The organism is Neisseria sp. P0016.S008 (assembly GCF_051957775.1).
GTDB classification, from domain to species: domain Bacteria; phylum Pseudomonadota; class Gammaproteobacteria; order Burkholderiales; family Neisseriaceae; genus Neisseria; species Neisseria flavescens_B.
In genome coordinates this window covers 227,456-253,057 of sequence record NZ_JBQCWB010000002.1, presented here as the reverse complement: position 1 = coordinate 253,057, position 25,602 = coordinate 227,456, and the positions used below count along the sequence as shown (strand labels likewise).

The window sequence follows — 25,602 nt, the reverse complement described above, 5'->3', positions numbered from 1 at the left end:
GGCGGAAAAATCGAAGCGCTTGGGTATAGGTTCAGACGGCAGCGTTTATTTCGTTTTGCTTTCCAATACATAATGCGCGCCGGTATCTTGCGCCAAAATTTTGGAAAGTTCGGGCAGATTGTTTTGCAACTGTTCGGCAAGCATATAGGGCGGATTGATGACGAACATGCCGCTGCCGTGCATACCAAAGCCGTCACTGCGCGGCGTATGGACATGGAGCTCGGCGTGCAGATAATTGTCGAGAGCGATTTTTTTGAGTTCGTCCGGCAGTTTGCGGCTTTCTTCGCGGCTCAGGCAGGGATACCAAACCATGTAGCAGCCGGTTTCAAAGCGTTTTAAAGCATCTTTCAAAACTTGGACGACACGGCGGTAGTCTTGTTTTTCTTCGTAGGGCGGATCAATCAAGACTGCAGCACGGCGGGGCGGAGGAGGCAATAATGAAATCAAGCCCTGATACCCGTCCGCTTGGCTGACCTGTGCTTTACGCGCAGGACGGACTTCGCGCATATTGTTTTGCAAATGGACAAAATCGGCAGGATGCAGCTCAAAGAGGCGCATTTTATCGCTATCGCGCGTGAGTGCCTGTGCCAGCCAAGGCGAGCCGCAGTAAAGGTTGTCTTGCGGCAGTATTTGTTTCAGACGGCCCACAAATTCGTCCAATTCGGCAGGCAGCTTGTCAGCTTGTTCCAAGAGCGCAATGCCTTGTTTGTATTCGCCGACTTTTTGCGCTTCATCGCCACTCAAATCATACAAACCGGCACCGCTGTGCGTATCGATATACCAATACGGCTTGTCTTTGCGGTTGAAATATTCGAGGACGAGGAAGAGGGTAAAGTGCTTGAGCATATCGGCATGGTTGCCGGCATGGAAGGCGTGGCGGTAGCTGAGCATGATCGGGCTGCGGAAATAAAAATCCGATTATACCCCAAACCATCGCCATCACTGCTTTCAGACGGCCTTTGTGCCTGGAAAATGCTACAATATCCGCCTTATCGTACCATCGGAAAGAAGACATCATGTTTACAGGCATCGTACAAGGTATGGGCAAAATTACAGACATCGCCCAACCTTCGCCCGACTTTCGTACCCACACAGTCGAGCTGCCCCCCGAAATCGCCGACAATCTGCAAACCGGCGCCTCTGTCGCCAATAATGGCTGCTGCCTGACCATTACTCGAATCGACGGCAACAAAGTCAGCTTTGATTTGATGGACGAAACCTTACGCAAAACCAATCTCGGCAGCTTGAAAGTCGGCGACAGTGTCAATTTGGAACGCGCGGCGCGGTTTGGCGACGAAATCGGCGGCCATGTGATGAGCGGCCATGTGATGGTGGTTGCCCGAATTTCCCGAATTGAATCCAGCGAGTTTAACCGTACAGTTTGGTTTGAGCTGCCGGAAAACCTCAAGCCCTACATCCTGACCAAAGGCTTTGTCGGTTTGGACGGTTGCAGCCTGACCATAGGCGAAGTCAGTGACAGCGAATTTTGCGTACACCTGATTCCGGAGACTTTGGAGCGTACCCTGTTTGGCAGCCGCAAAGAAGGCGATCTCATCAATATTGAAATCGATCCGCAAACCCAAGCCGTTGTCGATACCGTTATGCGAGTATTGGCGCAAAAGGCCGTCTGAAAAAAAGAAAGCCGAAATGAAATTATCTAATTTTTTGAAAAAAGCAAATTCCGTTTTAAACCGTCTGGATTTAATCCTGCCTGACGAAGCCGGTAAAACCGACTGGCGCGCTTTGGCCTACCGTTGGCACAGTGTGGGCAAAAAAGGCATTTTGGAAAGCCTGCCGCGTCCGCATACGTTTCCTTTGAGCAGATTAGCGGCAGTCGGTTCGCAAACCGACAGGCTGAAACGCAATACCGAGCAATTTTTGGCAGGCCGTCCGGCAAATAATGTCTTGATGACCGGCGCACGCGGTACGGGTAAATCTTCCTTGGTTAAAGCGTTGTTGCACGAATACGCCGAGCGCGGCCTGCGACTGATTGAGGTGGATAAAAGCGATTTAATCAGTTTGCCGGCTTTGTTGACGCTGTTGTCCGAACGTCCCGAGAAATTTATCGTTTTCTGCGATGATTTGTCGTTTGAAACCGGCGATGAAACCTATAAAGCCTTGAAAACTGCTTTAGACGGCGGACTGTCGCAACGTTGCACCAATGTTTTGGTTTATGCCACTTCCAACCGACGTCATTTAATTCCCGAATACATGGATGAAAACGGCGGTACTACGGGTACTCGCGGCGAAATCCATCAGAAAGAGGCCGTCGAGGAAAAAATTTCCCTTTCCGACCGCTTCGGCTTATGGCTGAGTTTTTATCCTTTCGATCAAAACGATTATTTGACCGCCGTAGCCAACTGGTTGGACGATTTCAATGTGCCTTTTGACGATACGGCGCGGCGCGCTGCGTTGCAATGGGCGCAAATGCGCGGCAGCCGTTCGGGTCGCTCGGCATGGCAGTTTGCCTGCGACTGGGCGGGTCGGTTGCCGGAAGAAAGAGTGCTGGATTAAGGCTGAAAAAGTAAAGGCCGTCTGAATATGGTTTCAGACGGCCTTTTTGTATTTTTATTTATCCATCAGCGCAAGCATGAAGACAACCATTGTTGGCGTTGGCGCGGATTGAGCAGATGATAGAGGCGGTATTGGATTTCCATTTCATCCACCGCATAGTCCATGCTGGAGAGATAGCGGTTTTCAACATAATCGCGAGCGGCGTTTGAGTCGAATGAGTCGCCGGAGAGGATTTTGATAATGGTTTGACGGCGGTTGCGGTCGGAGCGTACGGTTTTACGGTAGGCTTTATCGTTGATTTGTTTGAAGTCGGTGCGCAGGCGGCGCAGGGCGGCGTGTTGGTCGGCGGATAAATTAAGCTGTCGGATGTCGCAATTTGGGTGGAAGTCGTCCAAAGTGGCCAGAAACGGACCGGCATGTGCAGGCAGACTGGAACAGAGTAGGGCGAGTGCTAAGAAAATAAAAGTCGGATAGCGGGAAAGTGCAACAGACACGGTGTTTTCCTAATGTTTCATCAGGTTTGGAAATATAACCGATAAGCGTGTGAAAGGCAGTATCAATGCAGTTAACTTTTGTTAATGATGTTAGATTTTTTTGCATATGTATGTAATCTAATAATTTATTTTCAAAGCCTTACTATGTGATTATAAGTTTCATTAATGTATATGAAATGTAAATTCACAAAAATGACGGTAGAGACGTTGTCGGCAGCATACAACATAGGGTTAAAAATGAGATAATGACAAAGGAACACACTTTAGGAGAATAAACATGACCGACTACCGTATTGCCCCCAGTATTTTGTCCGCCGATTTTGCCCGTTTGGGCGAAGAGGTTGCCGAAGTTATCCGCGCCGGCGCGGATTTGATTCATTTTGACGTGATGGACAATCATTATGTGCCGAATCTGACTTTCGGCCCTATGGTTTGCGCGGCTTTGAAACCGTATGCAACCGTGCCGGTCGATGTACATTTGATGGTTGAGCCGGTGGACGATTTGATTCATGCATTTGCCAAAGCCGGTGCCAATATCATTACTTTCCATCCCGAAGCCAGCCGCCATGTCGACCGCAGCTTGGGTTTGATTAAAGAATACGGCTGTCAGGCTGGTTTGGTATTGAATCCTGCTACGCCGGTCAATATTCTGGAAAACGTTTTGGACAAACTGGATATGGTGTTGCTGATGTCGGTCAACCCGGGCTTCGGCGGACAAAGCTTTATTCCGAATACGCTGGTGAAAATCCGCAAAGTGCGCGAGATGTTGGACGAGTATGAACGGCAAAGCGGCCGCCATATCGCATTGGAAGTCGATGGCGGCGTGAAGACAGACAATATTGCTGAAATTGCAGCGGCAGGTGCGGATACGTTTGTGGCCGGATCGGCGATTTTTGGCAAACCGGATTACAAAGCCGTTATTGATGAAATGCGTCAGCAGTTAGCGCAAGTCGGATAATTAAGTTGGGATATTCTTGGTTTTCTAACTTTGGAATCATCAATGTTTAATATTAAAGGCCGTCTGAAATGATTTTCAGACGGCCTTTTTTTAGCCTAAACCCTTACAGCGGCCATTTCAATGCTGGATTGCTTTCAATGACTGCTTTGAATTGGTTTTGAATACGCTCAATCGCTTCTTGCGTATCCGCTTCAAAGCGCAATACCAAAATCGGCGTGGTATTGGAAGCACGCATCAGGCCGAAGCCGTCAGGGAATTCAACGCGCAAGCCGTCGATGGTGATGATTTCGGTTGCACCTTCAAACTTGGCATTGGCAGCCAGCTCTTCAATCACTTTGTGGCCGTTGCTGCCTTCCGGCAAGTCGATGTTGAGTTCCGGAGTGGAAATGCTTTGCGGCAGGCTGTTCAACACTTCGGACGGATTGTCGAAGGCAGACAGGATTTCCAAGAGGCGTGCGCCGGCATACATACCGTCGTCGAAGCCGTACCAGCGTTCTTTAAAGAAAACGTGGCCGCTCATTTCGCCGGCAACCAGTGCGCCGGTTTTTTTCATGGTGGATTTGATGAAGCTGTGGCCGGTTTTTTCCATCACAGGTTCGCCGCCGTGTTCTTTAATCCAAGGGGTAAGCAGACGGGTGGATTTAACGTCGAAAATCACTTTGGCTTTGGGATTGCGGCTCAACACGTCTTGTGCAAAAAGCATCAGTTGGCGGTCTGGATAGATGATGTTGCCGTCTTTGGTGACCACGCCCAAGCGGTCGGCATCGCCGTCAAATGCCAAGCCGATTTCGGCATCGCTGTTTTTAAGCTCAACGATGAGGTCTTGCAGGTTTTTCGGTTTGGAAGGATCAGGGTGGTGATTAGGGAAATTGCCGTCCACTTCGCAGAAAAGTTCGGTCACTTCATTGCCCAAACCTTTGTAGAGTTTGCCTGCGAATGCGCCGCCGACACCGTTGCCCGCGTCAATCACGATTTTCATCGGGCGTTTGAGCTTGATGTGGCCGACGATGTTGTTGTGGTATTCGCCGGAGATGTCTTTTTCGGTTACGCTGCCTTGTTTGTCGGCGGCAACAAAACCGTCTTTCTCAACAATAGCTAAAAGTTCTTGAATGGCTTCGCCTGCAAGCGTGTCACCGCCGAGCATCATTTTGAAACCGTTGTAATCGGGCGGATTGTGGCTGCCGGTAATCATCACGCCGCTGCCGCCACATTCGTTGATGGCTGCGAAGTAGAGCATAGGGGTGGCAACCATACCGACGTTGAGGACATCGATGCCGCTGTCTGTGAAACCGCGTTGAATTTGTGCCATCAGGCCGGGGCCGCTCAAACGGCCGTCGCGGCCGAGTGCAATGCGGGTAATGCCTTTTTCGGAGGCTTTGGTGGCAATGGCTTTGCCGATTAAGTAGGCAGCTTCGTCGGTCAGGGTTTTACCGACGATGCCTCGGATGTCGTAGGCTTTGAAAATGTCACGGGCGATATTTGCCATGTGGATTTCCTTTGAATTTAAGGGGAAATAATGGGGCTTATTTTAACACGGCTAAAAGGCCGTCTGAAAAATTCAGACGGCCTTTTGTCGTTACATCAAAGAACAGTGTTGCTTGGACGAATCAATTGTTGAAAGTGTTGCACTGGTTGATGTCGCCGCTATCTAAACCGCGCTTGAGCCAAGTCATGCGTTCTTCGGACGAGCCGTGGGTAAAGCTGTCGGGAACGACATAGCCCTGAGCCTGTTTCTGCAAACGGTCGTCGCCGACGGATTCGGCGGCAAGCATCGCTTTTTGAATGTCTTCGGCTTTGAAGATATTGTTGTTGACGGCGTAGTGTCCCCAAATACCGGCGAAACAGTCGGCCTGCAATTCGAGTTTGACGGAAAGGGCATTGGCCTCTTTCTTGCCGACCTGCTGCTGCATTTTGTGGACTTTAGGTAGAATGCCGAGCAGGTTTTGAACGTGATGGCCGACTTCGTGGGCAATAACGTAGGCAAACGCAGCATCGCTGGCGGATTCGAGCTTGGTGCGCATGTCTTCGTAGAAGCTCAAATCCAAATAAACTTTTTGGTCGCCCGGGCAGTAAAACGGACCCATGGCAGATTGGCCTGTACCGCAGGCGGTGGATGTACCGCCTTCATACAACACCATGGTTGTCGGTGTGTAGCGTTGGCCGTGTTGTTGGAAATATTTGCTCCATGCTTTTTCCGTCTCGGCAAGGACGACACGGGACATTTCGTTCAATTCGGCTTCTTGTTGGCTGTCGAGTCGGGTAGCTTGCTGGGTAGGAATGCCCATTGAAGATGAGCCGCCAACCAAACCGCTCAAATCCACGCCGTAATATGCACCGACCAAAACCACGATAATGCCGAGTATGCCCGGCGTTTTGCCGCCACCGCCGCCGCCACGGCTTCCGCGGCGATCTTCGACGTTTTGGCTTTGTTCACGACCTTTCCAATCCATAATGTGTATCCTGTGTAGTTTTCATGCGGCGGATTATACTATGGAATGTCAAATGTGTTTGATCGAATTGTGAATATTGCTGGAGGCCGTCTGAAAATGCGGCATCGGGAAAGTGAAAACGGCAGTATCTTTCAGACGGCCTTGGTGTTTGTTAGAATGAACCAACCTACTATTGGGAGATATAAGATGAAAGTCAGCAGTAAAGCTATTGTCAACGGCGAATTTGAAGACAAATACGGCAAGCGCGGCAGCCAGTTCAGCCCGAGCGGTATGCCTTCTTATTCGATTCCTTTTGAGATTGAAGATGCGCCTGAAGGAACAAAATCGTTTGCCGTGGTGTTGGAAGACAAAGATGCTATTTCAGCATCCGGCTTCGTATGGACGCATTGGTTGATTTCGGATTTGAAACGCACTTCCGTGGCAGAAAATGAAAGTATTTCTGCAACAGATTTCACACAGGGCGCGAATACTTGGGCGAGCGCGTTGGGTAAATTTGAAATTGAAGAGGCTTCTTTTTACGGCGGTATGGCGCCACCGAACAACCGTCATCGTTATGAACTGATTGTGTACGCGCTGGATACCGTTTTGGATTTACCGCGTGGTTTCCGCTTTAATGAGCTGCATTTTGCCATGCAGGGTCATGTGTTGGATTCGGCATGCGTGGTCGGTACTTATGATGTGTGACGGTATGCGTTATTATTGAAAAACAGCCTGTCCGTTTTTAATTCGGACAGGCTGTTTTTATGGGAAATCAAATCAATTAAACCACTTCGGCTTTAGTGATAATGACAGGTTCGCTCGGTACATCGTCGTGGTAGCCGTGGCGTTTGGTAGAAACGCCTTCGATGGCATCGACAACGTCAAAACCGTCAACGACTTTACCGAATACGGCATAGCCCCAGTCTTGGACAACGGTTTTGCCGTACAATTCTTTAGAACGGAAGTTCAGGAAAGCGTTGTCGGCAGTGTTGATGAAGAATTGCGCGCTGGCAGAATGAGGATCGGAAGTACGCGCCATGGCGATGGTGTATTTTTCGTTAGGCAAACCGTTGGACGCTTCGTTTTGAATCGGATCGCGGGTTTCTTTTTCGTTCATGTTTTCATCCATGCCGCCGCCTTGAATCATGAAGCCTTTGATGACGCGGTGGAAGATTACGCCGTCGTAGAAGCCGTCTTTAACGTATTGCTCGAAGTTTTTAGCTGTAACGGGGGCTTTGTCGAAATCGAGTTCGATTTTGATATCGCCTTTGTTGGTGTGCAGGATAATCATGGGTTTCCTTTCGTTAGAATCCGGTTTTGAATCATTCGTTAAATTGTGTCTGAACGACAAACTTCAAGGCCGTCTGAAAAATATTCTTTCAGACGGCCTGGGATATGGTTTTACGGGTTTACGGCATCAGGACGAAATAAGCCCACAGCGCAACCAATACGATACAGAGGACGTTCAGCAATAAGCCAACGTTCATCATTTCGCGTTGCTTAATCAAGCCTGTACCGAACACAATCGCGTTAGGCGGCGTGGCAACCGGCAGCATGAAGGCACAAGATGCGCCAATGCCGATGACGAATACCAAGACTTGTTCGGGCAGACCCATTTGTGCGGCGATGCTGGCGAAAATAGGTACAAGCAAGGCGGCGGAAGCCGTGTTACTGGTGAACTCGGTCAGGAAGATGATGAAGGCGGCAACCACGAAAATCACCAGCAATGCAGGAGAATGGGAGAACGTGGAAGCAACTTGCTGACCCAGAGCTTCAGATGCGCCGGAAGATTGCAGCAATGCGCTCAAGCTGATACCGCCACCGAAGAGCATCAATACACCCCAGTCGGTATTGCGGGCAACTTCTTTCCATTGCGCCACGCCGAATACGACGACGGCAACGGCGGCAATCAGGGCAATAACGGTATCAGGGTTGGAAATACCAAATGCGGCTTTGATTTTGGAGCTGAATACCCAAGCGATGGCGGCTGCCAAGAAAATCAACAGCGCGATAACGCGGTGCAAAGTCCAAGGGATAGATTCGGCTTTAACTTCTACACGCTCGTTCAAATTAGGTTTGAGGATGACGTACATGGAGAACAGCATCAGCGGCAGAATCAACAGCATCATCGGCAGGCCGAGCTTCATCCAGCCGACGAAGTCCAAGTTCAGCGCTTTGGCGGCAATCATGTTCGGCGGAGAACCGACCACGGTGCCCAAGCCGCCGATACTGGCGCAGTAGGCGATACCGAGCAGGACGAAAACGTAGGTTTTGCGTTCTTTTTCTTGATCGAGGTGGCTCATCATACCCATTGCCAAAGGCAGCATCATCGCGGCAGTTGCAGTGTTACTGATCCACATAGACAGGAAGGCGGTAACGGCAAACAGCATCAACACGGCAACTTTCATATTGCCACGGGACAGGCGCAACAGGCTGACAGCGATTTTACGGTCGAGACGCTGCATGTGCAGGGCGGTTGCAAGCGCGAAGCCGCCGAAGAAGATGTAAATCGTCGGGTCGGAGAAACCGGCCATCGCTTTTTTGATGTCCATATCCGGGAAACCGAGTACAACGGCAAGGATAGGGATCATCAGTGCGGTAACGGTAATGTGTACGGCTTCGGTAAACCAAAGTGCCGCAACGAAAATCAACAGCGCGATACCTTTGTTGGCATCGGGGCTGTAGGGAAGGATGTAATAAATGCCGAAGCAGACAACAGCAGAGATAATGGTCGTCAGCAGTCCTTTAAAGTCGGTAATCGGCTTCTGCGCACTGAGAAGCTCGACGTTCTCAGGATGCTGAGTCTTATCCTTGGCGTTTAAGTCCATGATGTATTCCTCTGAAACATGATTGGTTTTTCTTTTCAGCCGTACGTTCAGACGGCCTAATAGGCGACAGTATATTTGTAATTTGATGTAGTGTAAACAAATTGTAAATTGTTTTTTAGAAATGAAATGAAAACCGGATAAGCAGCAAGAAAACTGCTTATCCGGCGGAATGAAGATCCATCGTGAGTTAATAAGAATCAGGACAAATCGGTAAAACTGCCAAAATTACGGCAGGGTCAGTAATACCATCCTGATTTATATGGATTTAAACATTTTGCGTCAGATTGTCTTGTTCCTTAAACAATAAACCGCAAACGGCCAGACCTGCCGCTGCCAGCAAGGCTCCAGCAATGCCGATATTGGAAAGGCCGAACCAAGTGGTCACATAATGCCCCAAAAGCGCACCGCCGCCGATACCGACGTTGTACAAACCTGAATAAATTGAGTTGGCCACATCTGTTGCATCCGAGGCGAATGCCAAGACTTTCGACACCATGCCCAAGCTGACGATGACGATGGCCACGCCCCAAATAAACACCAGCGCGTATACCGCATAAGGGAAAGCGGCAAACGGCAGAAGCAGCAGGGCGGATAGCAGGATGACCGCCACCGCGCCGAGCATAAACAAACGTTGCGCTTTGGCAAACCATTTGCCGAATAGATAAGATGCGGCAAATCCTGCCAAACCGTACAGGCTTAAGACTATTGTTACTTGTTCTGCCTTAAATCCGCCAACTTGCAACACAAAAGGCTCGATATAGCTGTATGCCGTGAAATGTGCCGTAATAATCAACACCGTCATTGCATAGAGCAGCATCAGGTTGCGGCGTTTGAACAAACTCGGCAGACTGCTTAAAGAGCCGGTATTTTGGCTTGGTAAAGCAGGCAGGTTTTTGGCCAACACCAGCATTACGCCGGCAGCACAGACCCCGATCAGCAGGAAGCTGAGCTGCCAGCCGAAGTATTGCCCGACCACGCGCCCCAGCGGAATACCCAAAACCATCGCCAAAACCGTACCCGTACTGAGCAAGCCCAGAGCCTGATTGGTTTTGCCCGTGGGCGCAAGCCGTACCGCCAAAGAAGCCGTAATCGACCAAAAGACCGCGTGTGTCAGCGCAATCCCGATACGGCTGACCAAGAGGATGTTGAAGTTCCAAGAAAAGAACGACAGCGCGTGAAACAGCGCAAACAGTGCAAACAGCATCAGCAATAATTTGCGCCGTTCGATGTTTTTCGTCATCAGCATCAGCGGCAGCGATAGGAGCGCAACAATCCATGCATACACCGTAATCATCATGCCCACTTCCGTTGCCGGTTTGCCAAAGCTCTGACCGATGTCGCTCAAAAGCGCAATCGGAATGTATTCGGTGGTATTGAAAATAAATGCACCCACCGCCAGCGCGCATACGCTAACCCATTGTTTGAATGTTGAAGTCATTATTATGTCCGTTTGATGAAGCAAAGGGCGTTATTGTACGCCTATCTGCATTTTTCAGACGGCCTTAATGAAGAATTTGCAAGCTGTTTGTGTAAGGAGTAAAGTATTTGGCAACTATATTTGTTTGAATGAAAGGAAATACAAATGCAAACTGTTACCCTCAATATCGACGGCATGACCTGCGGCGGCTGCGTGAAAAGCGTAACCCGTCTTTTGGAAGGCGTAGAAGGCGTGGAAAAAGCAGAAGTCAGCTTGGAAAACAAAAATGCAGTGATTACTTTTGATGAAAGCAAGACAGATACCGATGCGCTGATTGATGCCGTAGAAGACGGCGGATACGATGTGGCTTTGTAACCGATAAGCGTATTTTGAAAAGGCCGTCTGAAACGCTTCAGACGGCCTCTGTCTCTTGATAACTTACTTTTTGCCATTATTTGGATTACACCGCCACACGGGTAAACAAAAGTTTTCGCGCATATCTGAAGCAAAGCGGCGGCAAGTGGCTGCCGTATTACGACGAGGCCTGTACCAAACCGTTAGCGGCCGACTAAGGCTACCTGAAACTTTTCAGGTAGCCTGTTTCTATTCTGCCCAAGCCGCCTAACTCTCCTCCAGCCCGGCCAAAATCGAACAATCCGGGAAGTCGTCTCCCGCGCAGGCATCGTGCCAACGTTGCAGCTCGGCCACCATGCCCTGCAAGCGTTCGATTTTGGCTTCCAGCTCGGCGATGTGCCGCGCGGTGAGCGTTTTCACTTCGCGGCTGGTGCGCTGCGGGTTGTGTTGCAGGCTCAAAAGCTGCCCGATCTGCGGCAGCGAAAAGCCCACTTCCCGCGCATGGCGGATAAAGCGCAGCCGGACAAGGTCGGCCTGTCCGTAGCGGCGGTAGCCCGCTTCGCTGCGCGCGGCCGGGGCGATTAGGCCGTGCTTTTCGTAGTCGCGGATTTGTTTGGCGGAAAGGCCGCTCTCGGCCGCGGCCTGGCTGATGTTCATCATGATGCTTGACCTTTACTTCGGGTAAAGCTTTATAGTGGCGGCACTTAGCGGGAAAGCAAGAGCAGACCCATCATTTCAGGTTACCTGAAAGCTTTGGCTGCAACGGGCTTTAAAACCTCAGCCTCATTCCAACAGAAAGGAAACCCTATGCAAACCATCACATTAAACATCGAAGGCATGACCTGCGGCGGTTGCGTGAAAAGCGTTACCAGCATCCTCGAAGGCGTAAACGGCGTGGACAAGGCCGAAGTGAGCCTGGAAAACAAGAACGCCGTCGTGGAATTCGACCCCGCCCAAACCAACCCCGCCGCGCTGATAGAAGCGGTGGAAGACGGCGGCTTTGATGCGGCTTTGTAAATCGAATCGCAACAAATCGACTGCAACACCCCAAAGGCTACCTGAAAACCCTGCTCCGCTTTTTTCAGGTAGCCCAACCACATTCAGAAGGAAGAAACCATGCAACAAAAAGTCCGTTTCCAAATCGAAGGCATGACCTGTCAGGCCTGCGCTTCGCGCATTGAAAAAGTGTTGAACAAAAAAGATTTTGTCGAATCGGCAGGGGTAAACTTTGCCAGCGAGGAGGCGCAGGTTACGTTTGACGACAGCAAAACTTCCGCTGCCGACATCGCCAAAATCATTGAGAAAACCGGTTACGGCGCAAAGGAAAAAACGGAAGATACATTGCCGCAACCTGAAGCAGAACACCATATCGGCTGGAGGCTGTGGCTTTTGCTGGCCATTAATATTCCGTTTTTAATCGGCATGGCAGGCATGATGATCGGGCGGCACGATTGGATGATTCCGCCTGTATGGCAGTTTGTGCTGGCAAGCGTGGTGCAGCTTTGGCTGGCCATCCCGTTTTACAAAAGCGCGTGGGCAAGCATTAAGGGCGGGTTGGCGAACATGGACGTGCTGGTTACCATCGGCACGGTATCGATTTACCTGTATTCCGTTTATATGCTGTTTTTCAGCCCGCACGCGGCGCACGGCATGGCACACGTGTATTTTGAAGTAGGCGTGATGGTGATCGGTTTTGTGTCGCTGGGCAAATTTTTGGAACACCGCACCAAAAAATCCAGCCTGAACAGCTTGGGCTTGCTGCTCAAGCTCACGCCGACCCAAGTCAACGTGCAACGCGATGGCGAATGGAAACAACTGCCCATCGACCAAGTACAAATCGGCGACCTTATCCGCGCCAACCACGGCGAACGTATTGCTGCCGACGGCATCATCGAAAGCGGCAGCGGCTGGGCGGATGAGAGCCATCTTACCGGCGAATCCAACCCCGAAGAGAAAAAGGCGGGCGGCAAAGTGTTGGCAGGCGCGCTGATGACCGAAGGCAGCGTGGTGTACCGCGCCACTCAGCTAGGCAGCCAAACCTTGCTCGGCGACATGATGAACGCGCTTTCTGAAGCACAAGGCAGCAAAGCACCGATTGCGCGTGTGGCCGATAAAGCGGCGGCGGTGTTCGTGCCTGCCGTCGTGGGCATCGCGCTTTTGACTTTTATCGCCACTTGGCTGGTAAAAGGTGATTGGACGGTTGCGCTGATGCACGCCGTTGCCGTTTTGGTGATTGCCTGTCCGTGCGCGCTCGGTCTGGCAACCCCTGCCGCGATTATGGTCGGCATGGGCAAAGCGGTGAAACACGGTATTTGGTTTAAAGACGCGGCGGCAATGGAAGAAGCCGCCCACGTCGATGCCGTCGTGCTGGACAAAACCGGCACGCTGACCGAAGGCAAGCCGCAGGTTGCCGCCGTTTATTGCGTTCCCGACAGCGGCTTTGACGAAGACGCTTTGTACCGCATCGCCGCCGCCGTCGAACAAAACGCCGCTCACCCGCTCGCCCGCGCCATCGTCTCTGCCGCCCAAGCGCGCGGTTTGGACATTCCCACCGCACAAGACGCCCAAACCGTTGTCGGCGCAGGCATTACCGCCGAAGTCGAAGGCGTGGGTTTGGTGAAAGCGGGCAAAGCCGAATTTGCCGAACTGGCCTTGCCGAAGTTTTCAGACGGCGTTTGGGACATTGCAAGCATTGTCGCAGTCTCAGTCGATAACAAACCCGTCGGCGCATTCGCACTTGCCGACGCGCTGAAAACCGACACCGCCGAAGCCATAGGCCGTCTGAAAAAACACGGCATCGATGTTTACATCATGAGCGGCGACAATCAAGGCACGGTCGAATACGTCGCCAAACAACTGGGCATCGCACACGCCTTCGGCAACATGAGTCCGCGCGACAAAGCCGCCGAAGTGCAGAAACTCAAAGCCGCCGGCAAAACCGTAGCGATGGTCGGCGACGGCATCAACGACGCACCCGCGCTCGCCGCCGCCAACGTCAGCTTCGCCATGAAAGGCGGCGCGGACGTTGCCGAACACACCGCGTCCGCCACGCTGATGCAGCATTCGGTCAACCAGCTCGCCGATGCCCTGCTGGTGTCGCAGGCAACGTTGAAAAACATCAAGCAAAACCTGTTTTTCGCCTTCTTCTACAATATCTTGGGCATCCCGCTTGCCGCGCTCGGCTTCCTAAACCCTGTTATCGCAGGCGCGGCAATGGCAGCAAGCTCGGTTTCCGTGTTAAGCAACGCCTTGCGCCTGAAACGGGTGAAGATTGAGTGATAATATAAAGGCCGTCTGAAGATTGTTTTTTCAGACGGCCTGTCATTTAAGTATTTTTGAAGGACTAATCAGATGAAAACACTTCGTTTATTGTTTGGCTTGGCATTGGTTGCTACTGGATTTAGCGTGCAGGCTGGGGATTACAGCGAGAAGCAGCACGATAAGCTGATACGAGAATGCAATCGGAACAATCTGGAGAGTTGTGTCACTGCGGCCATTTGGACGCGCGATTATCTTGAAGCGCCTGCTCATGCTTATCCGTTTCTGAAAAAAGCCTGCGATGGCGGCAATATGCGCGGCTGCAATGTTTTGGGTAATCTGTATCTCAATCCGTCCAGCGGTTTGGGCATGGATTATGCCGCCGCGGTCAAACTCTACGAACGGGCTTGTAAAGGCGGTTATGAAAATGCCTGTACCAATCTTGAAGAAACTAAAGCGGAGATGGCGCAAGGCACTACATCAGACCGCGACAGCCGTTTAAACCAACTGAGCGAATCTTGTGCTTTGGAAAACGAAGCTGCTTGTCAGGCGTTAATGCTGGAAATGCAACGTTGAGCGTTACGCTGAGGCCGTCTGAAGACTGTTTCTTCAGACGGCCTTTAATCCATATTTTCTGATTTTGAGACTCACGCGGGAGTTTGTTGTATGGACATGATGTTGTTTACTAATATTGTATTGATTGTTTTATGTATTTTTACCATGTTGCTGGTGTGGTCGCGCAACTGGAAACGTAAGCAGGCTTATTTTGAGAAAATCAAAAGCAATCCGGAAAACCTCAAGTGGGTTGGGCAGAATCTGACCGGCCAGGAATGGAAGGATTGGAAAGCCGTGAGCGACCGTTTTGGGCTGCCTATGCTGCAGGCTAAGCAATTAATTGATTTTTATAAAAACAGTCAGCGTTAATTGATGATTTGACGATAGAACTTGACTGAAGTTAAGGCCGTCTGAAATAGCACTCTTATAATAATATAAGTGATATTTCAGACGGCCTTGATGTTGGTTCAAATAAAGGGAGGAGAACAAAAATGACCGTTTACTTAATCGGCGATTCAGTGCGGCTTGCTTCGGAGCCTTACACGCGCGCCGCTTTGCCTGAGGCGGAAATTGTTTCTCCATCGGAAAACTGCCGCTCGTCGCATGATGTATTAGAGCATATCGGGCAATGGACAGAGGACGCAACTGCGGGAGATGTTATCCACATCAACTGCGGTTTGCACGATATCCGCCACAATCAGGGCTGTAACGGGCCGGTGGCCGATATAGAAACCTACCGCAGCAACCTGATTCAAATTTTTGATTATTTGAAACAGACAGGGGCAAAAATTATTTGGGCGAGCAGTACGCCGTTTTTGGAAAGTGTACACAATATCGTCAAACCCTCGCGCCGTTATCTGGACGACTTGAAGGCCTATAACCGTGTGGCGGAGGATTTGGCAAGGCAATATGGTTTTGCTGTCAATGATTTATACAGTTTGATGTTTGGGCAGGATTTGACTGATGTGATGCTGTGCGACGGGCTTCATTTCAATGAGTTCGGCAGTAATATAATAGGTAAGGCAGTAGCAGAGGCGATATTGAAACAGATGGATTAACCTGACTTAATTTGTTTTGTCATGTTTTGGCTTTCAGACGGCCTTTAAAGTTGAAGTGAAGCCCCGATATATGGTAATATAGCACTAATCCTATCAACATTTAATCCAGGAGTATGGCCATGAGCGGCGAATTAGATAAAATCAGCGGTAAAGTAAAAGAAGTGGCAGGAGATGTATCCAGCAATACCAAACTTGAAGCTGAGGGCTTGGTTCAACAAGGCGTTGGCAAAGTAAAAGAAGCAGCATCAGATATTGAAAGCAAAGCCAGTGACGCTTTAGAAGAAGGTAAAGCAAAAGGTTCGCAATTGTTTGAAGAAGCTAAAGAAAAAGCAACTGCTTTAGCCGATGAAGCCAAAGAGAAAGTAGCACACTTGGCTGAAGAAGCCAAAGAAAAAGCTGAAGGCTTGATTAATGATATTAAAAGCAAATTTTAATATTTAAAGAATAAAAGGCCGTCTGAAAGATTTTTCAGACGGCCTTTGTTTATGGTTTTAAAGATTAGGCAAATTGTTTGCCAAATTCGATAAATTCGTCTTTTTTAGCTTTGGCTTTGCCGGAGTCGATGGCTTCTTGAGCGGCTTTGACGCCATCTGCCAGCGAAGCGACCACATTTCCTGCATAGAGCGCGGCGGCGGCATTAAGGACGACGATATCGCGTGCGGCACCTGCTTTGCCGTCCAGCACTTCGTTCATTTTTTGCAGGGATTCTTGCGCGTTTTCTACTTTGATTTCGTCCAAATTTCGGCGGATTTCCATGCCGAAATCGGCTGGGCTGATGTCGTATTCGGTGATTTTGCCGTCTTTCAGTTCGGCAACGCGGGTTTTGCCGGTCAGCGTGATTTCATCCAAACCGCCTTCGCCGCACACAATCAAAACATGTTTAGAGCCAAGCTGTTGCAATACGCGGGAAAGAATGCCGCACAAGTCGATGTGGAACACGCCCAACAGTTGGTTTGCCGCACCGGCCGGATTGGTCAGAGGGCCCAAGATATTGAAGATGCTGCGGAAACCGAGCGAGCGGCGGACTGGGGCAACATAGCGCATGGCGCTGTGGTGGTTGGGCGCGAACATAAAGCCGATGCCGGTTTGCTGAATGCTTTGGGCAACCTGTTCGGGGTTGAGGTTGAGGTTGGCACCCATTTGTTCCATGACATCGGCTGCGCCGCTGGATGAAGAAACGGAGCGTCCGCCGTGTTTGGCGACTTTAGCGCCTGCTGCCGCCGCGACAAACATGGAAGTCGTGGAAATATTGAAGGTTTTGGCACCATCGCCGCCCGTGCCGACAATATCGACCAAGTCATCGGCGTTTTCCAGTGGCACTTTGGTGGCAAATTCGCGCATCACGCTGGCTGCGGCGGTAATCTCGGAAACGGTTTCAACTTTAATCCGCAGGCCGGTCAGAATGGCGGCGATTTGCTCGGGTGGAACTTGGCCGCTCATGATTTGGCGCATGAGGTCGGTCATTTCATCGTAGAAAAGTTCGTTGTTGCTGATGAGGCGTTCAATCGCTTGTTGAGGGGTAATCATGATTTTTCCTTTGTTCGTGTCCGATGTGATTCAGGCCGTCTGAAAATGCGGTTTGAACACTGTCAAACATATTTCAGACGGCCTTTCATTAAGATTTTTGCGGACGATAGTCTTTGAATTCTTCCAAGAAGTTTTTCAGCATATCGTGGCCGTGTTCGGTCAGCAGGGCTTCGGGGTGGAACTGTACGCCTTCGACGGCATATTCCTTATGGCGTACGCCCATGATTTCGCCGTCTTCCGTCCATGCGGTAATTTCGAGGCAGTCGGGCAGGGTGGCGCGGTTGATGGCCAGGCTGTGGTAGCGCGTGCAGTTGACCGGATTGGGCAGGTCTTTAAACATGCCTGTGCCGTGATGGAAAACGGGGGAGACTTTGCCGTGCATCATCGTTTGCGCGCGCACGACATTGCCTCCGAACGCTTCACCCATGGTTTGATGGCCGAGGCACACGCCCATGACGGGCAGCCTGCCGGCAAAGTGCTGCATGGCTGCAACAGAAATGCCTGCTTCTTTAGGGGAACAAGGGCCGGGGCCGATGACCAGATATTGAGGTTTCAGGGCTTCGATTTCTTCGATGGTGATTTCATCGTTGCAGCGAACCAAAACTTCCTGCCCCAACTCGGCAAAGTATTGGACGATGTTGTAGGTGAAGCTGTCGTAATTATCAATGAATAAAAGCATTTGCAAACCTTTAATGACATTTTGGCAGACAGGGTAAGGCCTGCCAAAAGTGTAAAAATCGTTTATGTTTGCATAATATCACAATCTTTACCTAAAGGCCGTCTGAAACGGCGGATAAGACAAAACAGCTAAAAAATGCTATGCTTTACGCTTTGAACCTAATCTGTTTGAAGTGATGAAAAAGTATCTTATCCCGACTGCCGCCGTCGTTGTCGCCGCTGCGCTCGGCACGCCTTATTATCTTGGTGTCAAAGCGGAAGAAAGCCTGACCGAGCAACAAAAGCTGTTGCAGGAATCCGGTTTCCTGACCGTTGAGTCCCACCAATACGATCGCGGCTGGTTCAGTTCAACCGAGACGACCGTCATCCGCCTCAAACCGACCCTGCTTCAAAATACCCAAAAATACCTGCCGGACAATTTGAAAACCGTCCTGCAAGAGCCGATTACGGTCATCAACCACGTGACACACGGCCCGTTTGCCGGCGGTTTCGGTACGCGTGCACACGTGGAAACCGAGTTCCAATACCATCCGGAAACCAAAAAAGTTTTGGATCGCTTCTTCGGCCAGCAAACGCCGTTGACCATGACCAATACGGTTTATCTTTCCGGAGATGGCAAACTCAGCCTCAATATCCCCGCCTTCGACTATGAAGAGCTTTCCGGTATCAAGCTCAACTGGAAAGGTTTTAGCGGCAATACCGATTACAGCCAAGGCTTCAAAAGCTATCGCCACGATTACCTTGCGCCGTCTTTACAAGTCAAATTGGCCGACAAAGGCGATGTATCTTTGGAAAACCTGCGCTTTCAATCTGAAACGGAAGACGGCCTGACCAAGCTTTCCTTGGGCAAGAGCAGCATTACGCTGGATAAATTCCTGCTGCAATGGAAAGAAAACATCGATTACAACGTTAAGTTGAACGAACTGGTCAACCTTGTGACCAACCTGCAAATCGGTGCTTTCATCAATCCGACCGGCACGATTGCTCCGTCTAAAATCGAAGTCAGCAAACTGCGTTTCGATACGCAGACCGGAGAAGTCGATAAATTCATCAACAGCGAAGGCCGCTTCCAATTTGAGAGCCTGACCTATGGCGACGACAAATACGGCCCTCTGGATATCAATGTCGCTGCCGAGCATTTGGATGCCGCATCACTTCTGGCATTGAAAAACAAAATTGCCGAAGTATCCGTGAAAAAAATGAGCGAAGAAGAAATTCAGGCTTCCTTGATTCAGACGGCCAAAAACGAGGCTTCAGGCCTGTTTACCAATAATCCGGTTTTAAACGTCAAAACCTTTAAATTCACCATGCCTCATGGTGATGTAGATGTCAGTGGCAAACTCGCGTTTAAAGGTTTGGCAGCCAAAGACCTCAACAATTTGGGCGATATGCTGAAGAAAACCGAAGCCGACTTCAACATGAGCGTACCGCAAAAATTGTTGGAGCAGCTCGCCGTCAACCAAGCAAGCAGCCTGTTTAGCGTCAATACCGAAGATGAAGCCGCAGGCCGCGCCAGCATCGACGATATCAACGAGACCTTGCGCCTGATGGTAGACAGCACCATCAAAAGCATGGCAAGTGAGAAATATCTGACCTTAGAAGACGATAATGTCAAAACCCATCTGACTTTGCAAAACAGCGAGTTGAAATTAAACGGAAAAGTCCTTCAAAGCGATCCGGAACCCGAGTTTGACGAAGCAGATTTTCCCAATAACTAATCTTCAATCACACAAACAGCGGTTTTAACTTCCCGGAAGTTAAAACCGCAAATCAACCCACAATCAAAAAGGAAACCCATGTTTCGTACCATGCTCGGCGGCAAAATCCACCGTGCCACCGTTACCGAAGCCGACCTCAACTACGTCGGCAGCATTACCGTTGACCAAGACCTGCTGGATGCGGCAGGTATTTGCGTTAACGAAAAAGTCGCCATCGTCAACAATAACAACGGCGAACGCCTTGAAACCTACACCATCCCCGGCGAACGCGGAAGCGGTGTCGTTTGCCTCAATGGCGCGGCCGCACGTTTGGTTCAAAAAGGCGACATCGTGATTATCATGTCTTACGTTATGTTGTCCGAGCCTGAAATTGCAGCGCATGAGCCGAAAGTCGTCCTCGTCGATGAGAACAATAAAATCCGCGACGTGATTTCTTATGAGCCGCCGCACACCGTGTTGTAATATTCAAACAAAGGCCGTCTGAAACGTTTCAGACGGCCTGTTTCCCAAATTCAATTTATCTGAAAGGCTTTGCCGTGAATATCCAAATCAACAACATCACCGTCAGCAACGATGCGCCCTTTACCCTTTTCGGCGGCATCAATGTCCTTGAAGACCTCGACTCTACGCTGAAAGCCTGTGAGCAATACGTTAAAGTCACCGATAAACTCGGCATCCCTTACGTTTTCAAAGCCTCTTTCGACAAGGCAAACCGCTCTTCCATCCACTCTTTCCGCGGTGTGGGTTTGGACGAAGGCATGAAGATTTTTCAAGCGGTGAAACGCGAGTTTAACGTTCCCGTGATTACCGACGTTCACGAGCCTTACCAATGCCAACCGGTTGCAGAAGTCTGTGATGTCATCCAGCTGCCTGCCTTCTTGGCGCGCCAAACCGATTTGGTGGTGGCAATGGCGAAAACCGGCAATGTCATCAACATCAAAAAGCCGCAATTCCTCAGCCCGTCTCAAATGAAGAATATTGTTGAGAAATTCCAAGAAGCAGGCAACGAACAAATTATTTTGTGCGAACGCGGCGCAAACTTCGGCTACGACAATTTGGTGGTCGATATGCTCGGCTTTGGGGTGATGAAAAAAACGTGTAACAACCTGCCCGTTATTTTTGACGTAACCCATTCCCTGCAAACGCGCGAATCCGGTGCTGCCGCATCTGGCGGCCGTCGCGCCCAAGTATTGGACTTGGCGCTTGCCGGCATGGCAACCCGATTGGCCGGTTTGTTCCTTGAGTCCCATGCCAATCCCGATCAAGCCAAATGCGATGGCCCAAGCGCATTGCCGCTTGCGCAATTGGAAGACTTCCTGACCCGTGTTAAAGCAATTGATGAAACCGTGAAATCGTTTGCGCCTATGGATATTCATTAAGGGCAAATAAGTTAAAAGGCCGTCTGAAAGCATTTTCAGACGGCCTTTTTATTGGCATTACTGTCCGCGTAAAAACAACGCATCCAATTCTTTTAAAGTCAGTTTGACCCAAGTCGGACGGCCGTGGTTGCACTGGTTGCTGCGCGGTGTGTTTTCCATATCGCGCAGGAGCGCATTCATTTCCGGCAGGGTAAGCTGGCGGCCGGCGCGGACGGAGCCGTGGCAGGACATGGTGGCGAGGATGTGGTTTTCGTGCTCTTTGATGGTTTGGCTGCTGCCGACTTGGGCGAGTTCGCCCAATACGTCTTTGGCCAGCGAAACGACGTCGGCTTTACCGAGCATGGCGGGAACTGCGCGGACGGCAAGGGTATTGCCACCCATATCGGACAGTTCCAGGCCAAAGCCTGCCAGCGTTTCGGCATGATCGGCAAGGGCGGCGCATTCTTCGTGGGACGCGGCAAAGGTTACGGGAATAAGCAGGTGCTGGCTTTGCAGGTTGCCGTTTTCCTGACGTTGGCGTTTCATTTTCTCGTAGTTGACGCGTTCGGCGGCAGCGTGCATATCGATGAGCAACAGGCTGTCTTCGGCTTGGGCAAGGATGTAGATGCCTAATAATTGGGCAATGGCAAAGCCGAGCGGCGGCAGTTCGGATTGGGAGGGAAGTCCGTCTGAAAGTGGCGTATCTGTTTTTTGGGTAGGCATTTCAGACGGCATATTGCCGAAACGTGCCTGCTCGAATTGGCTCAATTCAAGGTCGATGTCGTCGGTTTTTTTGTAAAGCTCGGCGTAAGTATTCATGGCCGCGCGGCTTTCGCGCAGGGACAGGCTGCGTTGTTGCGGCACACGCGCGGCTTGGTAAGGCATAGGCGTGGTTTTGCCTGATGAACCAAAGGCATTGCGTGTATCGGGTTTGTTGCCTGTCGGGTAGTTTGATGTGCTATCAAATAGATTTTCGCTGTCGTTTTCAGACTGCCTTGGTGCAGGAATAACGCCGGTAATGTCATGCAGCACTTCGCCTGCGTTGCTGACGCTTTCGGTCAAGTCGGCGCGCGTGTCGGCAAGGGCTTTGTTGAGCGTGTGGAACACAAGTTGATGCACCTGCTGGCTGTCGCGGAAGCGGATTTCGGTTTTGGTCGGGTGGACGTTGACATCCACGGCTTCGGGCGGCAGGTCAAGAAAGAGGACGAAAGCAGGCGTTAGCGCGTTGTGCAATACGTCGCGGTATGCCTGTTTGACGGCATGGAGCATGACTTTGTCGCGCACGAAGCGATGGTTGACGAAGCAGTATTGTTTGTCAGTTTTGCCTTTGGCAAAAGTCGGCTTGGCAATTGCACCATAGAGCCGCAATGCGCCATTGCCGCTGTCAATTTCCAATGAGGCCGTCTGAAAATCATCGCCGACAATGGCGGCAATACGTTCATGCAGGCTTTGTGCAGGAAGCTTGAACACTTGTTTGCCGTCGCGTTTGAGTGAGAAGGCAATGTGCGGATGCGCCAGCGCGAGGCGTTCGAGCATGGTGGCGCAGTGAGCGTATTCGGTGTTTTCGGATTTGAGGAACTTGCGTCGCGCGGGGGTGTTGAAGAAGAGTTCGGCGGCTTCAATGGTGGTGCCGACGGGGTGGGCGGCTGCCGTAGGAGTACTGAGTTTGCCGTCTTCGGCTTTGACTTGGGTCGCGTGCGAACTGTCTTCTTGACGGCTGGTCAGGGTCAGGCGGCTGACGGAGGCGATGCTTGCCAAGCCTTCACCTCGAAAGCCCATGCTGGCAACGTGTTCCAAATCGTTTAATGTTTTGATTTTGCTGGTGGCGTGGCGGTGGAGTGCAAGCTCGATGTCGTCCGGATGGATACCGCTGCCGTTGTCGCTGACGCGAATCAGGCGGATGCCGCCGCCGGCCAGTTCGACATCAATCGCCGTTGCGCCTGCATCGATACTGTTTTCAACAATTTCTTTTAAGGCGTTGGCAGGGCGTTCGACCACTTCGCCGGCGGCGATTTGGTTGACAAGATGGTCGGGCAGGGCGGCAATTCGGGACATCGGTTTCTTTCAAAAAAGCAACGGCGGAAGGGGAATTTACAGGTATTTGCGCATCAATTCGCATTCGACGCGGACGGTTTTGTTCAGCTGCAACACGGCAGTACCGAGCGACTCGTAACGATTGAGGCGATAAAAAGGTACGGAATTGAGAGAGGCATACAGTTTGAGAAAGCTGAGGCCTGCATTTCGTGCCATTTCTTCGGCGCGGCTGAGCAGGGCCGTGCCCAAGCCGAGATTGTGGAAGAGCGGGTGGACGTATAAGGCGTCCAGTTGCGCTTCTTTGAAATCGACTTGGAAGAAGCCTTGAATCAGCCCTTTGTATTCGACCACCCACAAGGCTTTGTTTTTGTCGGAGATAGTTTCCAAATAGCTGTTGATGTCGAGCAGACTTTCCCATGCGTGCATAATGGTTTCGTCGTAACTGCGGATGCAGGCGTATTGAACGGCATGCAGATGGGCGTTGTGTATGGCTTGGCAGTCTTTTTCAGTTGCCGGACGGAGGATGGTCAGAAGGCTCATGGCGGATGGTCGGAAAAATTGATTTCAGACGGCCTTTGGCAATCAAAGGCCGTCTGAAAAAGTGGGTAAGGTTACAGGCTTTGATGTAAGGTTTGTGCGGTTTGGAACGCATTGTCCGCATCATTGGCCAAGACGGTAAAGTGGCCCATTTTTCGGCCTTTGCGCGCGGCTTTTTTACCGTAAAGATGCAGATGTGCATTCGGGTTGCTTTGCAGCGGCAGCCATTCGGGTTCGCTACCGTCTTCCTTCCAAACGTTGCCCAAAATATTTGCCATACAGCAAGAGCTCAGCAATTTAGTGTCAGCCGGAGGCAGGTTGCACATCAGGCGGACCTGTTGCTGGAATTGGTCTGCCGCGCAGGCGTCGATGGTATGGTGGCCGGAGTTGTGCGGACGCGGCGCGATTTCGTTGACGACCAATTCATGCGTGTCGCCGACAACAAACATTTCTACTGCCAATACGCCGACGTAGTTCAATTCATCGGCCAATCGCTGCGCCATTTGCCGCGCCTGTTGCTGAATGTCGGCACTCAGTCGCGCAGGGACGATGGAGTAAGCCAAGATGCCGCTTTCGTGAATATTTTCGGCAGGGTCGAAAGTTTGCACGTTGTCATTGTTCAGACGGCATACGATAACGGAAATTTCGCCACGCAAGTCCACCATTTTTTCCAAAACGCAATCCACGCCGCCGTGTTCGGCAAACGCAGCTTTGAGTTCATCCAATGTTTTTACGCGGATTTGGCCTTTGCCGTCGTAGCCCAAAGTGGCGGTTTTCAGGATGCCGGGCAGAAATTGTACGCTTTCTTCAGTAATGTCTTCGGCTTTGCAAACTGCTTGATACGGCGCGGTTTGCAGACCTGCTTTGCGTATCCATGCCTTTTCCTGAATACGGTTTTGCGCGATGGCAACGCAGTCGCCGCTGGGGGAAACGTTGGTGTGTTTGGCGAGAAAACGCATCGCATCGGCATTGACGTTTTCAAACTCGGTCGTAACAGCCGCGCATTTTGCCAATTCTTCCAAAGCTGCTTCATCGTCAAACGGCGCGCACAAATGGCGGTCGGCAAATTCCGCCGCCGGCGCGTTCGGGTCGGGATCGAGTACGGTTACTTTGTAGCCCATGGTTTTGGCAGCAACAGTAAACATTCTGCCTAATTGTCCGCCGCCAAGAATGCCGAGCATAGCAGGAGGGAGGATGGGGGATGTGTTCATGGATAATCGCTTTATGAAGAAATTAGGTAGGGTGTTTGGAGGCCGTCTGAAAATGGTTTTACAGCTTCAGACGGCCTGATGTTTTAAAGTTTGCCGATAAATTGCGGCGGAACGTTTTCAGTTAACCATACGCCGTTGTCCGCCAAATAAAATTGATGTCCTGCCGCAAGCATGGCGACAGTGTCGATGGTCAATACAACCGGCTTGCCGTGTCGAGAGCCGACGTTGACGGCTGTTGCGGCATCGGCAGACAGATGGACAAAATGGCGCGAGGCAGAATGCAGTCCTTGTTCCAATATAGATGGAACAGACCGCTCAGCCGTACCGTGATACAAAATTTGAGGAGGCGTTGCCACTTTGTGTTCGACCTGAACTTGTGCCGTCGAATGACCTTGCGCAGCACGGATGCGTTTGCCGTCTTCAGAAAGGGTAAACCGTTTTTTATCGTTGTTTTCGACCACTTCCAACAATACTTCGTAGGTCAGCGGATTGCCCGTAAAGCCGCGCTCAGGATGATTTACCTGCGTCAGCAGGGTATCAATATCCACCCAGCCGTCTTTATCCAAAGTAATACCAATTTGCTCGGGATGATGGCGTAAGATAAAGCTGAGGAATTTGCTGATGGATTTTAGTTGTTTTTCGTTTAATATCATAATCTTGTTGTTCAGTCATTT

At 50.7% G+C, this 25,602-nt stretch carries 28 protein-coding genes; 14 read left to right on the top strand and 14 right to left on the bottom strand.

Annotated features, from left to right (window positions below; genetic code table 11):
• Positions 1 to 45: 45 nt before the first annotated feature.
• Positions 46 to 891 (bottom strand): 23S rRNA (adenine(2030)-N(6))-methyltransferase RlmJ, encoded by an 846-nt coding sequence (locus ACTHS8_RS03470; RefSeq protein ID WP_440372981.1) that lies wholly within the window; start codon positions 889 to 891, stop codon positions 46 to 48.
• A 125-nt stretch (positions 892 to 1,016) separates the two neighbouring features.
• On the opposite strand from ACTHS8_RS03470, the gene ACTHS8_RS03465 reads away from it, so the two are divergent.
• Entirely contained in the window at positions 1,017 to 1,631 is a 615-nt protein-coding gene (locus ACTHS8_RS03465; protein ID WP_440372980.1) for a riboflavin synthase subunit alpha, read from the top strand.
• 16 nt (positions 1,632 to 1,647) lie between these two features.
• Positions 1,648 to 2,514 carry an ATP-binding protein gene (locus ACTHS8_RS03460; RefSeq protein ID WP_440372979.1) on the top strand — a complete coding sequence of 289 codons (867 nt, stop codon included), beginning with the start codon at positions 1,648 to 1,650 and terminating at the stop codon, positions 2,512 to 2,514.
• A gap of 65 nt (positions 2,515 to 2,579) precedes the next feature.
• Here ACTHS8_RS03460 and ACTHS8_RS03455 read toward each other — a convergent pair whose 3' ends face one another.
• Positions 2,580 to 3,008, bottom strand: coding sequence for a Spy/CpxP family protein refolding chaperone (locus ACTHS8_RS03455; RefSeq protein ID WP_049336552.1), 429 nt, complete (start codon positions 3,006 to 3,008; stop codon positions 2,580 to 2,582).
• Positions 3,009 to 3,285: 277 nt separating this feature from the next.
• On the opposite strand from ACTHS8_RS03455, the gene rpe reads away from it, so the two are divergent.
• On the top strand, positions 3,286 to 3,966 hold the full coding sequence (gene rpe / locus ACTHS8_RS03450) for a ribulose-phosphate 3-epimerase (RefSeq protein WP_003678905.1): 681 nt from the start codon (positions 3,286 to 3,288) through the stop codon (positions 3,964 to 3,966).
• A 103-nt stretch (positions 3,967 to 4,069) separates the two neighbouring features.
• Here the strand turns inward: rpe and ACTHS8_RS03445 are convergent, their stop codons facing one another.
• Together ACTHS8_RS03445 and ypfJ are read right to left on the bottom strand one after the other, a co-directional pair.
• Complete coding sequence (locus ACTHS8_RS03445) at positions 4,070 to 5,452, bottom strand: phosphomannomutase/phosphoglucomutase (RefSeq protein ID WP_440372978.1); 1,383 nt, start codon at positions 5,450 to 5,452, stop codon at positions 4,070 to 4,072.
• Between the two features lie 121 nt (positions 5,453 to 5,573).
• On the bottom strand, positions 5,574 to 6,416 hold the full coding sequence (ypfJ, locus tag ACTHS8_RS03440; protein WP_440372977.1) for a KPN_02809 family neutral zinc metallopeptidase: 843 nt from the start codon (positions 6,414 to 6,416) through the stop codon (positions 5,574 to 5,576).
• A gap of 186 nt (positions 6,417 to 6,602) precedes the next feature.
• On the opposite strand from ypfJ, the gene ACTHS8_RS03435 reads away from it, so the two are divergent.
• Positions 6,603 to 7,100, top strand: a complete 498-nt coding sequence (locus ACTHS8_RS03435) for a YbhB/YbcL family Raf kinase inhibitor-like protein (protein WP_002232090.1) — start codon at positions 6,603 to 6,605, stop codon at positions 7,098 to 7,100.
• Between the two features lie 76 nt (positions 7,101 to 7,176).
• Here ACTHS8_RS03435 and ACTHS8_RS03430 read toward each other — a convergent pair whose 3' ends face one another.
• The 3 genes from ACTHS8_RS03430 to ACTHS8_RS03420 all read right to left on the bottom strand — a co-directional run bounded on the left by ACTHS8_RS03430 (position 7,177) and on the right by ACTHS8_RS03420 (position 10,661).
• On the bottom strand, positions 7,177 to 7,686 hold the full coding sequence (locus ACTHS8_RS03430; RefSeq protein WP_004519830.1) for a peptidylprolyl isomerase: 510 nt from the start codon (positions 7,684 to 7,686) through the stop codon (positions 7,177 to 7,179).
• Positions 7,687 to 7,804: 118 nt separating this feature from the next.
• Positions 7,805 to 9,223: an SLC13 family permease gene (locus ACTHS8_RS03425; protein WP_070695531.1), complete on the bottom strand. Its 1,419-nt coding sequence runs from the start codon at positions 9,221 to 9,223 to the stop codon at positions 7,805 to 7,807.
• A gap of 265 nt (positions 9,224 to 9,488) precedes the next feature.
• A complete protein-coding gene (locus tag ACTHS8_RS03420) occupies positions 9,489 to 10,661 on the bottom strand; it encodes a sugar transporter (RefSeq protein WP_070583388.1) in 1,173 nt (390 codons plus the stop codon).
• A gap of 144 nt (positions 10,662 to 10,805) precedes the next feature.
• Here ACTHS8_RS03420 and ACTHS8_RS03415 point away from each other — a divergent pair, with 144 nt between their 5' ends.
• Positions 10,806 to 11,015, top strand: coding sequence for a heavy-metal-associated domain-containing protein (locus ACTHS8_RS03415; protein WP_004519826.1), 210 nt, complete (start codon positions 10,806 to 10,808; stop codon positions 11,013 to 11,015).
• Between the two features lie 246 nt (positions 11,016 to 11,261).
• On the opposite strand, the gene cueR is transcribed toward ACTHS8_RS03415, so the two are convergent.
• Positions 11,262 to 11,654, bottom strand: a complete 393-nt coding sequence (cueR, locus tag ACTHS8_RS03410) for a Cu(I)-responsive transcriptional regulator (RefSeq protein WP_004519824.1) — start codon at positions 11,652 to 11,654, stop codon at positions 11,262 to 11,264.
• Positions 11,655 to 11,801: 147 nt separating this feature from the next.
• Here cueR and ACTHS8_RS03405 point away from each other — a divergent pair, with 147 nt between their 5' ends.
• The 6 genes from ACTHS8_RS03405 (at position 11,802) to ACTHS8_RS03380 (ending at position 16,299) form a co-directional block, all read left to right on the top strand.
• Positions 11,802 to 12,011, top strand: coding sequence for a heavy-metal-associated domain-containing protein (locus tag ACTHS8_RS03405; protein ID WP_003674677.1), 210 nt, complete (start codon positions 11,802 to 11,804; stop codon positions 12,009 to 12,011).
• Positions 12,012 to 12,110: 99 nt separating this feature from the next.
• Positions 12,111 to 14,273, top strand: coding sequence for a heavy metal translocating P-type ATPase (locus ACTHS8_RS03400; RefSeq protein ID WP_440372976.1), 2,163 nt, complete (start codon positions 12,111 to 12,113; stop codon positions 14,271 to 14,273).
• 72 nt (positions 14,274 to 14,345) lie between these two features.
• Positions 14,346 to 14,828, top strand: coding sequence for a sel1 repeat family protein (locus ACTHS8_RS03395; protein ID WP_314593337.1), 483 nt, complete (start codon positions 14,346 to 14,348; stop codon positions 14,826 to 14,828).
• 90 nt (positions 14,829 to 14,918) lie between these two features.
• Positions 14,919 to 15,176, top strand: coding sequence for a thiol-activated cytolysin C-terminal domain-containing protein (locus ACTHS8_RS03390; RefSeq protein ID WP_003747080.1), 258 nt, complete (start codon positions 14,919 to 14,921; stop codon positions 15,174 to 15,176).
• Between the two features lie 122 nt (positions 15,177 to 15,298).
• Positions 15,299 to 15,865 (top strand): SGNH/GDSL hydrolase family protein, encoded by a 567-nt coding sequence (locus ACTHS8_RS03385; RefSeq protein ID WP_440372975.1) that lies wholly within the window; start codon positions 15,299 to 15,301, stop codon positions 15,863 to 15,865.
• Between the two features lie 119 nt (positions 15,866 to 15,984).
• Positions 15,985 to 16,299, top strand: coding sequence for a CsbD family protein (locus tag ACTHS8_RS03380; protein ID WP_254323011.1), 315 nt, complete (start codon positions 15,985 to 15,987; stop codon positions 16,297 to 16,299).
• A 64-nt stretch (positions 16,300 to 16,363) separates the two neighbouring features.
• Here the strand turns inward: ACTHS8_RS03380 and trpD are convergent, their stop codons facing one another.
• Together trpD and ACTHS8_RS03370 are read right to left on the bottom strand one after the other, a co-directional pair.
• The gene (gene trpD / locus ACTHS8_RS03375; RefSeq protein ID WP_440372974.1) at positions 16,364 to 17,392 is read right to left on the bottom strand and encodes an anthranilate phosphoribosyltransferase; all 1,029 of its coding nucleotides are present in this window, start codon (positions 17,390 to 17,392) and stop codon (positions 16,364 to 16,366) included.
• 88 nt (positions 17,393 to 17,480) lie between these two features.
• Positions 17,481 to 18,071, bottom strand: a complete 591-nt coding sequence (locus ACTHS8_RS03370; protein ID WP_440372973.1) for an aminodeoxychorismate/anthranilate synthase component II — start codon at positions 18,069 to 18,071, stop codon at positions 17,481 to 17,483.
• Positions 18,072 to 18,246: 175 nt separating this feature from the next.
• Here ACTHS8_RS03370 and ACTHS8_RS03365 point away from each other — a divergent pair, with 175 nt between their 5' ends.
• The 3 genes from ACTHS8_RS03365 (at position 18,247) to kdsA (ending at position 21,167) form a co-directional block, all read left to right on the top strand.
• Complete coding sequence (locus ACTHS8_RS03365; protein WP_440372972.1) at positions 18,247 to 19,788, top strand: YdgA family protein; 1,542 nt, start codon at positions 18,247 to 18,249, stop codon at positions 19,786 to 19,788.
• A 78-nt stretch (positions 19,789 to 19,866) separates the two neighbouring features.
• Positions 19,867 to 20,250: an aspartate 1-decarboxylase gene (gene panD / locus ACTHS8_RS03360; RefSeq protein ID WP_003678944.1), complete on the top strand. Its 384-nt coding sequence runs from the start codon at positions 19,867 to 19,869 to the stop codon at positions 20,248 to 20,250.
• Positions 20,251 to 20,324: 74 nt separating this feature from the next.
• Complete coding sequence (gene kdsA / locus ACTHS8_RS03355) at positions 20,325 to 21,167, top strand: 3-deoxy-8-phosphooctulonate synthase (RefSeq protein WP_440372971.1); 843 nt, start codon at positions 20,325 to 20,327, stop codon at positions 21,165 to 21,167.
• Positions 21,168 to 21,224: 57 nt separating this feature from the next.
• Here kdsA and mutL read toward each other — a convergent pair whose 3' ends face one another.
• The 4 genes from mutL to ACTHS8_RS03335 form a co-directional block, all read right to left on the bottom strand.
• Positions 21,225 to 23,201 (bottom strand): DNA mismatch repair endonuclease MutL, encoded by a 1,977-nt coding sequence (gene mutL, locus ACTHS8_RS03350; RefSeq protein WP_440372970.1) that lies wholly within the window; start codon positions 23,199 to 23,201, stop codon positions 21,225 to 21,227.
• A 36-nt stretch (positions 23,202 to 23,237) separates the two neighbouring features.
• Positions 23,238 to 23,720: a GNAT family N-acetyltransferase gene (locus ACTHS8_RS03345; protein WP_003747064.1), complete on the bottom strand. Its 483-nt coding sequence runs from the start codon at positions 23,718 to 23,720 to the stop codon at positions 23,238 to 23,240.
• 71 nt (positions 23,721 to 23,791) lie between these two features.
• The gene (locus ACTHS8_RS03340) at positions 23,792 to 24,928 is read right to left on the bottom strand and encodes a 5-(carboxyamino)imidazole ribonucleotide synthase (protein WP_440372969.1); all 1,137 of its coding nucleotides are present in this window, start codon (positions 24,926 to 24,928) and stop codon (positions 23,792 to 23,794) included.
• Positions 24,929 to 25,011: 83 nt separating this feature from the next.
• Complete coding sequence (locus tag ACTHS8_RS03335; protein ID WP_440372968.1) at positions 25,012 to 25,581, bottom strand: RNA 2'-phosphotransferase; 570 nt, start codon at positions 25,579 to 25,581, stop codon at positions 25,012 to 25,014.
• Positions 25,582 to 25,602: the final 21 nt, after the last annotated feature.

Excerpts from the sequence above, each read along its gene's own strand:
- ACTHS8_RS03470 (WP_440372981.1), bottom strand. The coding sequence starts at position 891 with ATGCTCAGCTACCGCCACGCCTTCCATGCCGGCAACCATGCCGATATG.
- ACTHS8_RS03465 (WP_440372980.1), top strand. The coding sequence starts at position 1,017 with ATGTTTACAGGCATCGTACAAGGTATGGGCAAAATTACAGACATCGCC.
- ACTHS8_RS03460 (WP_440372979.1), top strand. The coding sequence starts at position 1,648 with ATGAAATTATCTAATTTTTTGAAAAAAGCAAATTCCGTTTTAAACCGT.
- rpe (WP_003678905.1), top strand. The coding sequence starts at position 3,286 with ATGACCGACTACCGTATTGCCCCCAGTATTTTGTCCGCCGATTTTGCC.
- ACTHS8_RS03445 (WP_440372978.1), bottom strand. The coding sequence starts at position 5,452 with ATGGCAAATATCGCCCGTGACATTTTCAAAGCCTACGACATCCGAGGC.
- ypfJ (WP_440372977.1), bottom strand. The coding sequence starts at position 6,416 with ATGGATTGGAAAGGTCGTGAACAAAGCCAAAACGTCGAAGATCGCCGC.
- ACTHS8_RS03435 (WP_002232090.1), top strand. The coding sequence starts at position 6,603 with ATGAAAGTCAGCAGTAAAGCTATTGTCAACGGCGAATTTGAAGACAAA.
- ACTHS8_RS03430 (WP_004519830.1), bottom strand. The coding sequence starts at position 7,686 with ATGATTATCCTGCACACCAACAAAGGCGATATCAAAATCGAACTCGAT.
- ACTHS8_RS03425 (WP_070695531.1), bottom strand. The coding sequence starts at position 9,223 with ATGGACTTAAACGCCAAGGATAAGACTCAGCATCCTGAGAACGTCGAG.
- ACTHS8_RS03420 (WP_070583388.1), bottom strand. The coding sequence starts at position 10,661 with ATGACTTCAACATTCAAACAATGGGTTAGCGTATGCGCGCTGGCGGTG.
- ACTHS8_RS03415 (WP_004519826.1), top strand. The coding sequence starts at position 10,806 with ATGCAAACTGTTACCCTCAATATCGACGGCATGACCTGCGGCGGCTGC.
- cueR (WP_004519824.1), bottom strand. The coding sequence starts at position 11,654 with ATGATGAACATCAGCCAGGCCGCGGCCGAGAGCGGCCTTTCCGCCAAA.
- ACTHS8_RS03405 (WP_003674677.1), top strand. The coding sequence starts at position 11,802 with ATGCAAACCATCACATTAAACATCGAAGGCATGACCTGCGGCGGTTGC.
- ACTHS8_RS03400 (WP_440372976.1), top strand. The coding sequence starts at position 12,111 with ATGCAACAAAAAGTCCGTTTCCAAATCGAAGGCATGACCTGTCAGGCC.
- ACTHS8_RS03395 (WP_314593337.1), top strand. The coding sequence starts at position 14,346 with ATGAAAACACTTCGTTTATTGTTTGGCTTGGCATTGGTTGCTACTGGA.
- ACTHS8_RS03390 (WP_003747080.1), top strand. The coding sequence starts at position 14,919 with ATGGACATGATGTTGTTTACTAATATTGTATTGATTGTTTTATGTATT.
- ACTHS8_RS03385 (WP_440372975.1), top strand. The coding sequence starts at position 15,299 with ATGACCGTTTACTTAATCGGCGATTCAGTGCGGCTTGCTTCGGAGCCT.
- ACTHS8_RS03380 (WP_254323011.1), top strand. The coding sequence starts at position 15,985 with ATGAGCGGCGAATTAGATAAAATCAGCGGTAAAGTAAAAGAAGTGGCA.
- trpD (WP_440372974.1), bottom strand. The coding sequence starts at position 17,392 with ATGATTACCCCTCAACAAGCGATTGAACGCCTCATCAGCAACAACGAA.
- ACTHS8_RS03370 (WP_440372973.1), bottom strand. The coding sequence starts at position 18,071 with ATGCTTTTATTCATTGATAATTACGACAGCTTCACCTACAACATCGTC.
- ACTHS8_RS03365 (WP_440372972.1), top strand. The coding sequence starts at position 18,247 with ATGAAAAAGTATCTTATCCCGACTGCCGCCGTCGTTGTCGCCGCTGCG.
- panD (WP_003678944.1), top strand. The coding sequence starts at position 19,867 with ATGTTTCGTACCATGCTCGGCGGCAAAATCCACCGTGCCACCGTTACC.
- mutL (WP_440372970.1), bottom strand. The coding sequence starts at position 23,201 with ATGTCCCGAATTGCCGCCCTGCCCGACCATCTTGTCAACCAAATCGCC.
- ACTHS8_RS03345 (WP_003747064.1), bottom strand. The coding sequence starts at position 23,720 with ATGAGCCTTCTGACCATCCTCCGTCCGGCAACTGAAAAAGACTGCCAA.
- ACTHS8_RS03340 (WP_440372969.1), bottom strand. The coding sequence starts at position 24,928 with ATGAACACATCCCCCATCCTCCCTCCTGCTATGCTCGGCATTCTTGGC.
- ACTHS8_RS03335 (WP_440372968.1), bottom strand. The coding sequence starts at position 25,581 with ATGATATTAAACGAAAAACAACTAAAATCCATCAGCAAATTCCTCAGC.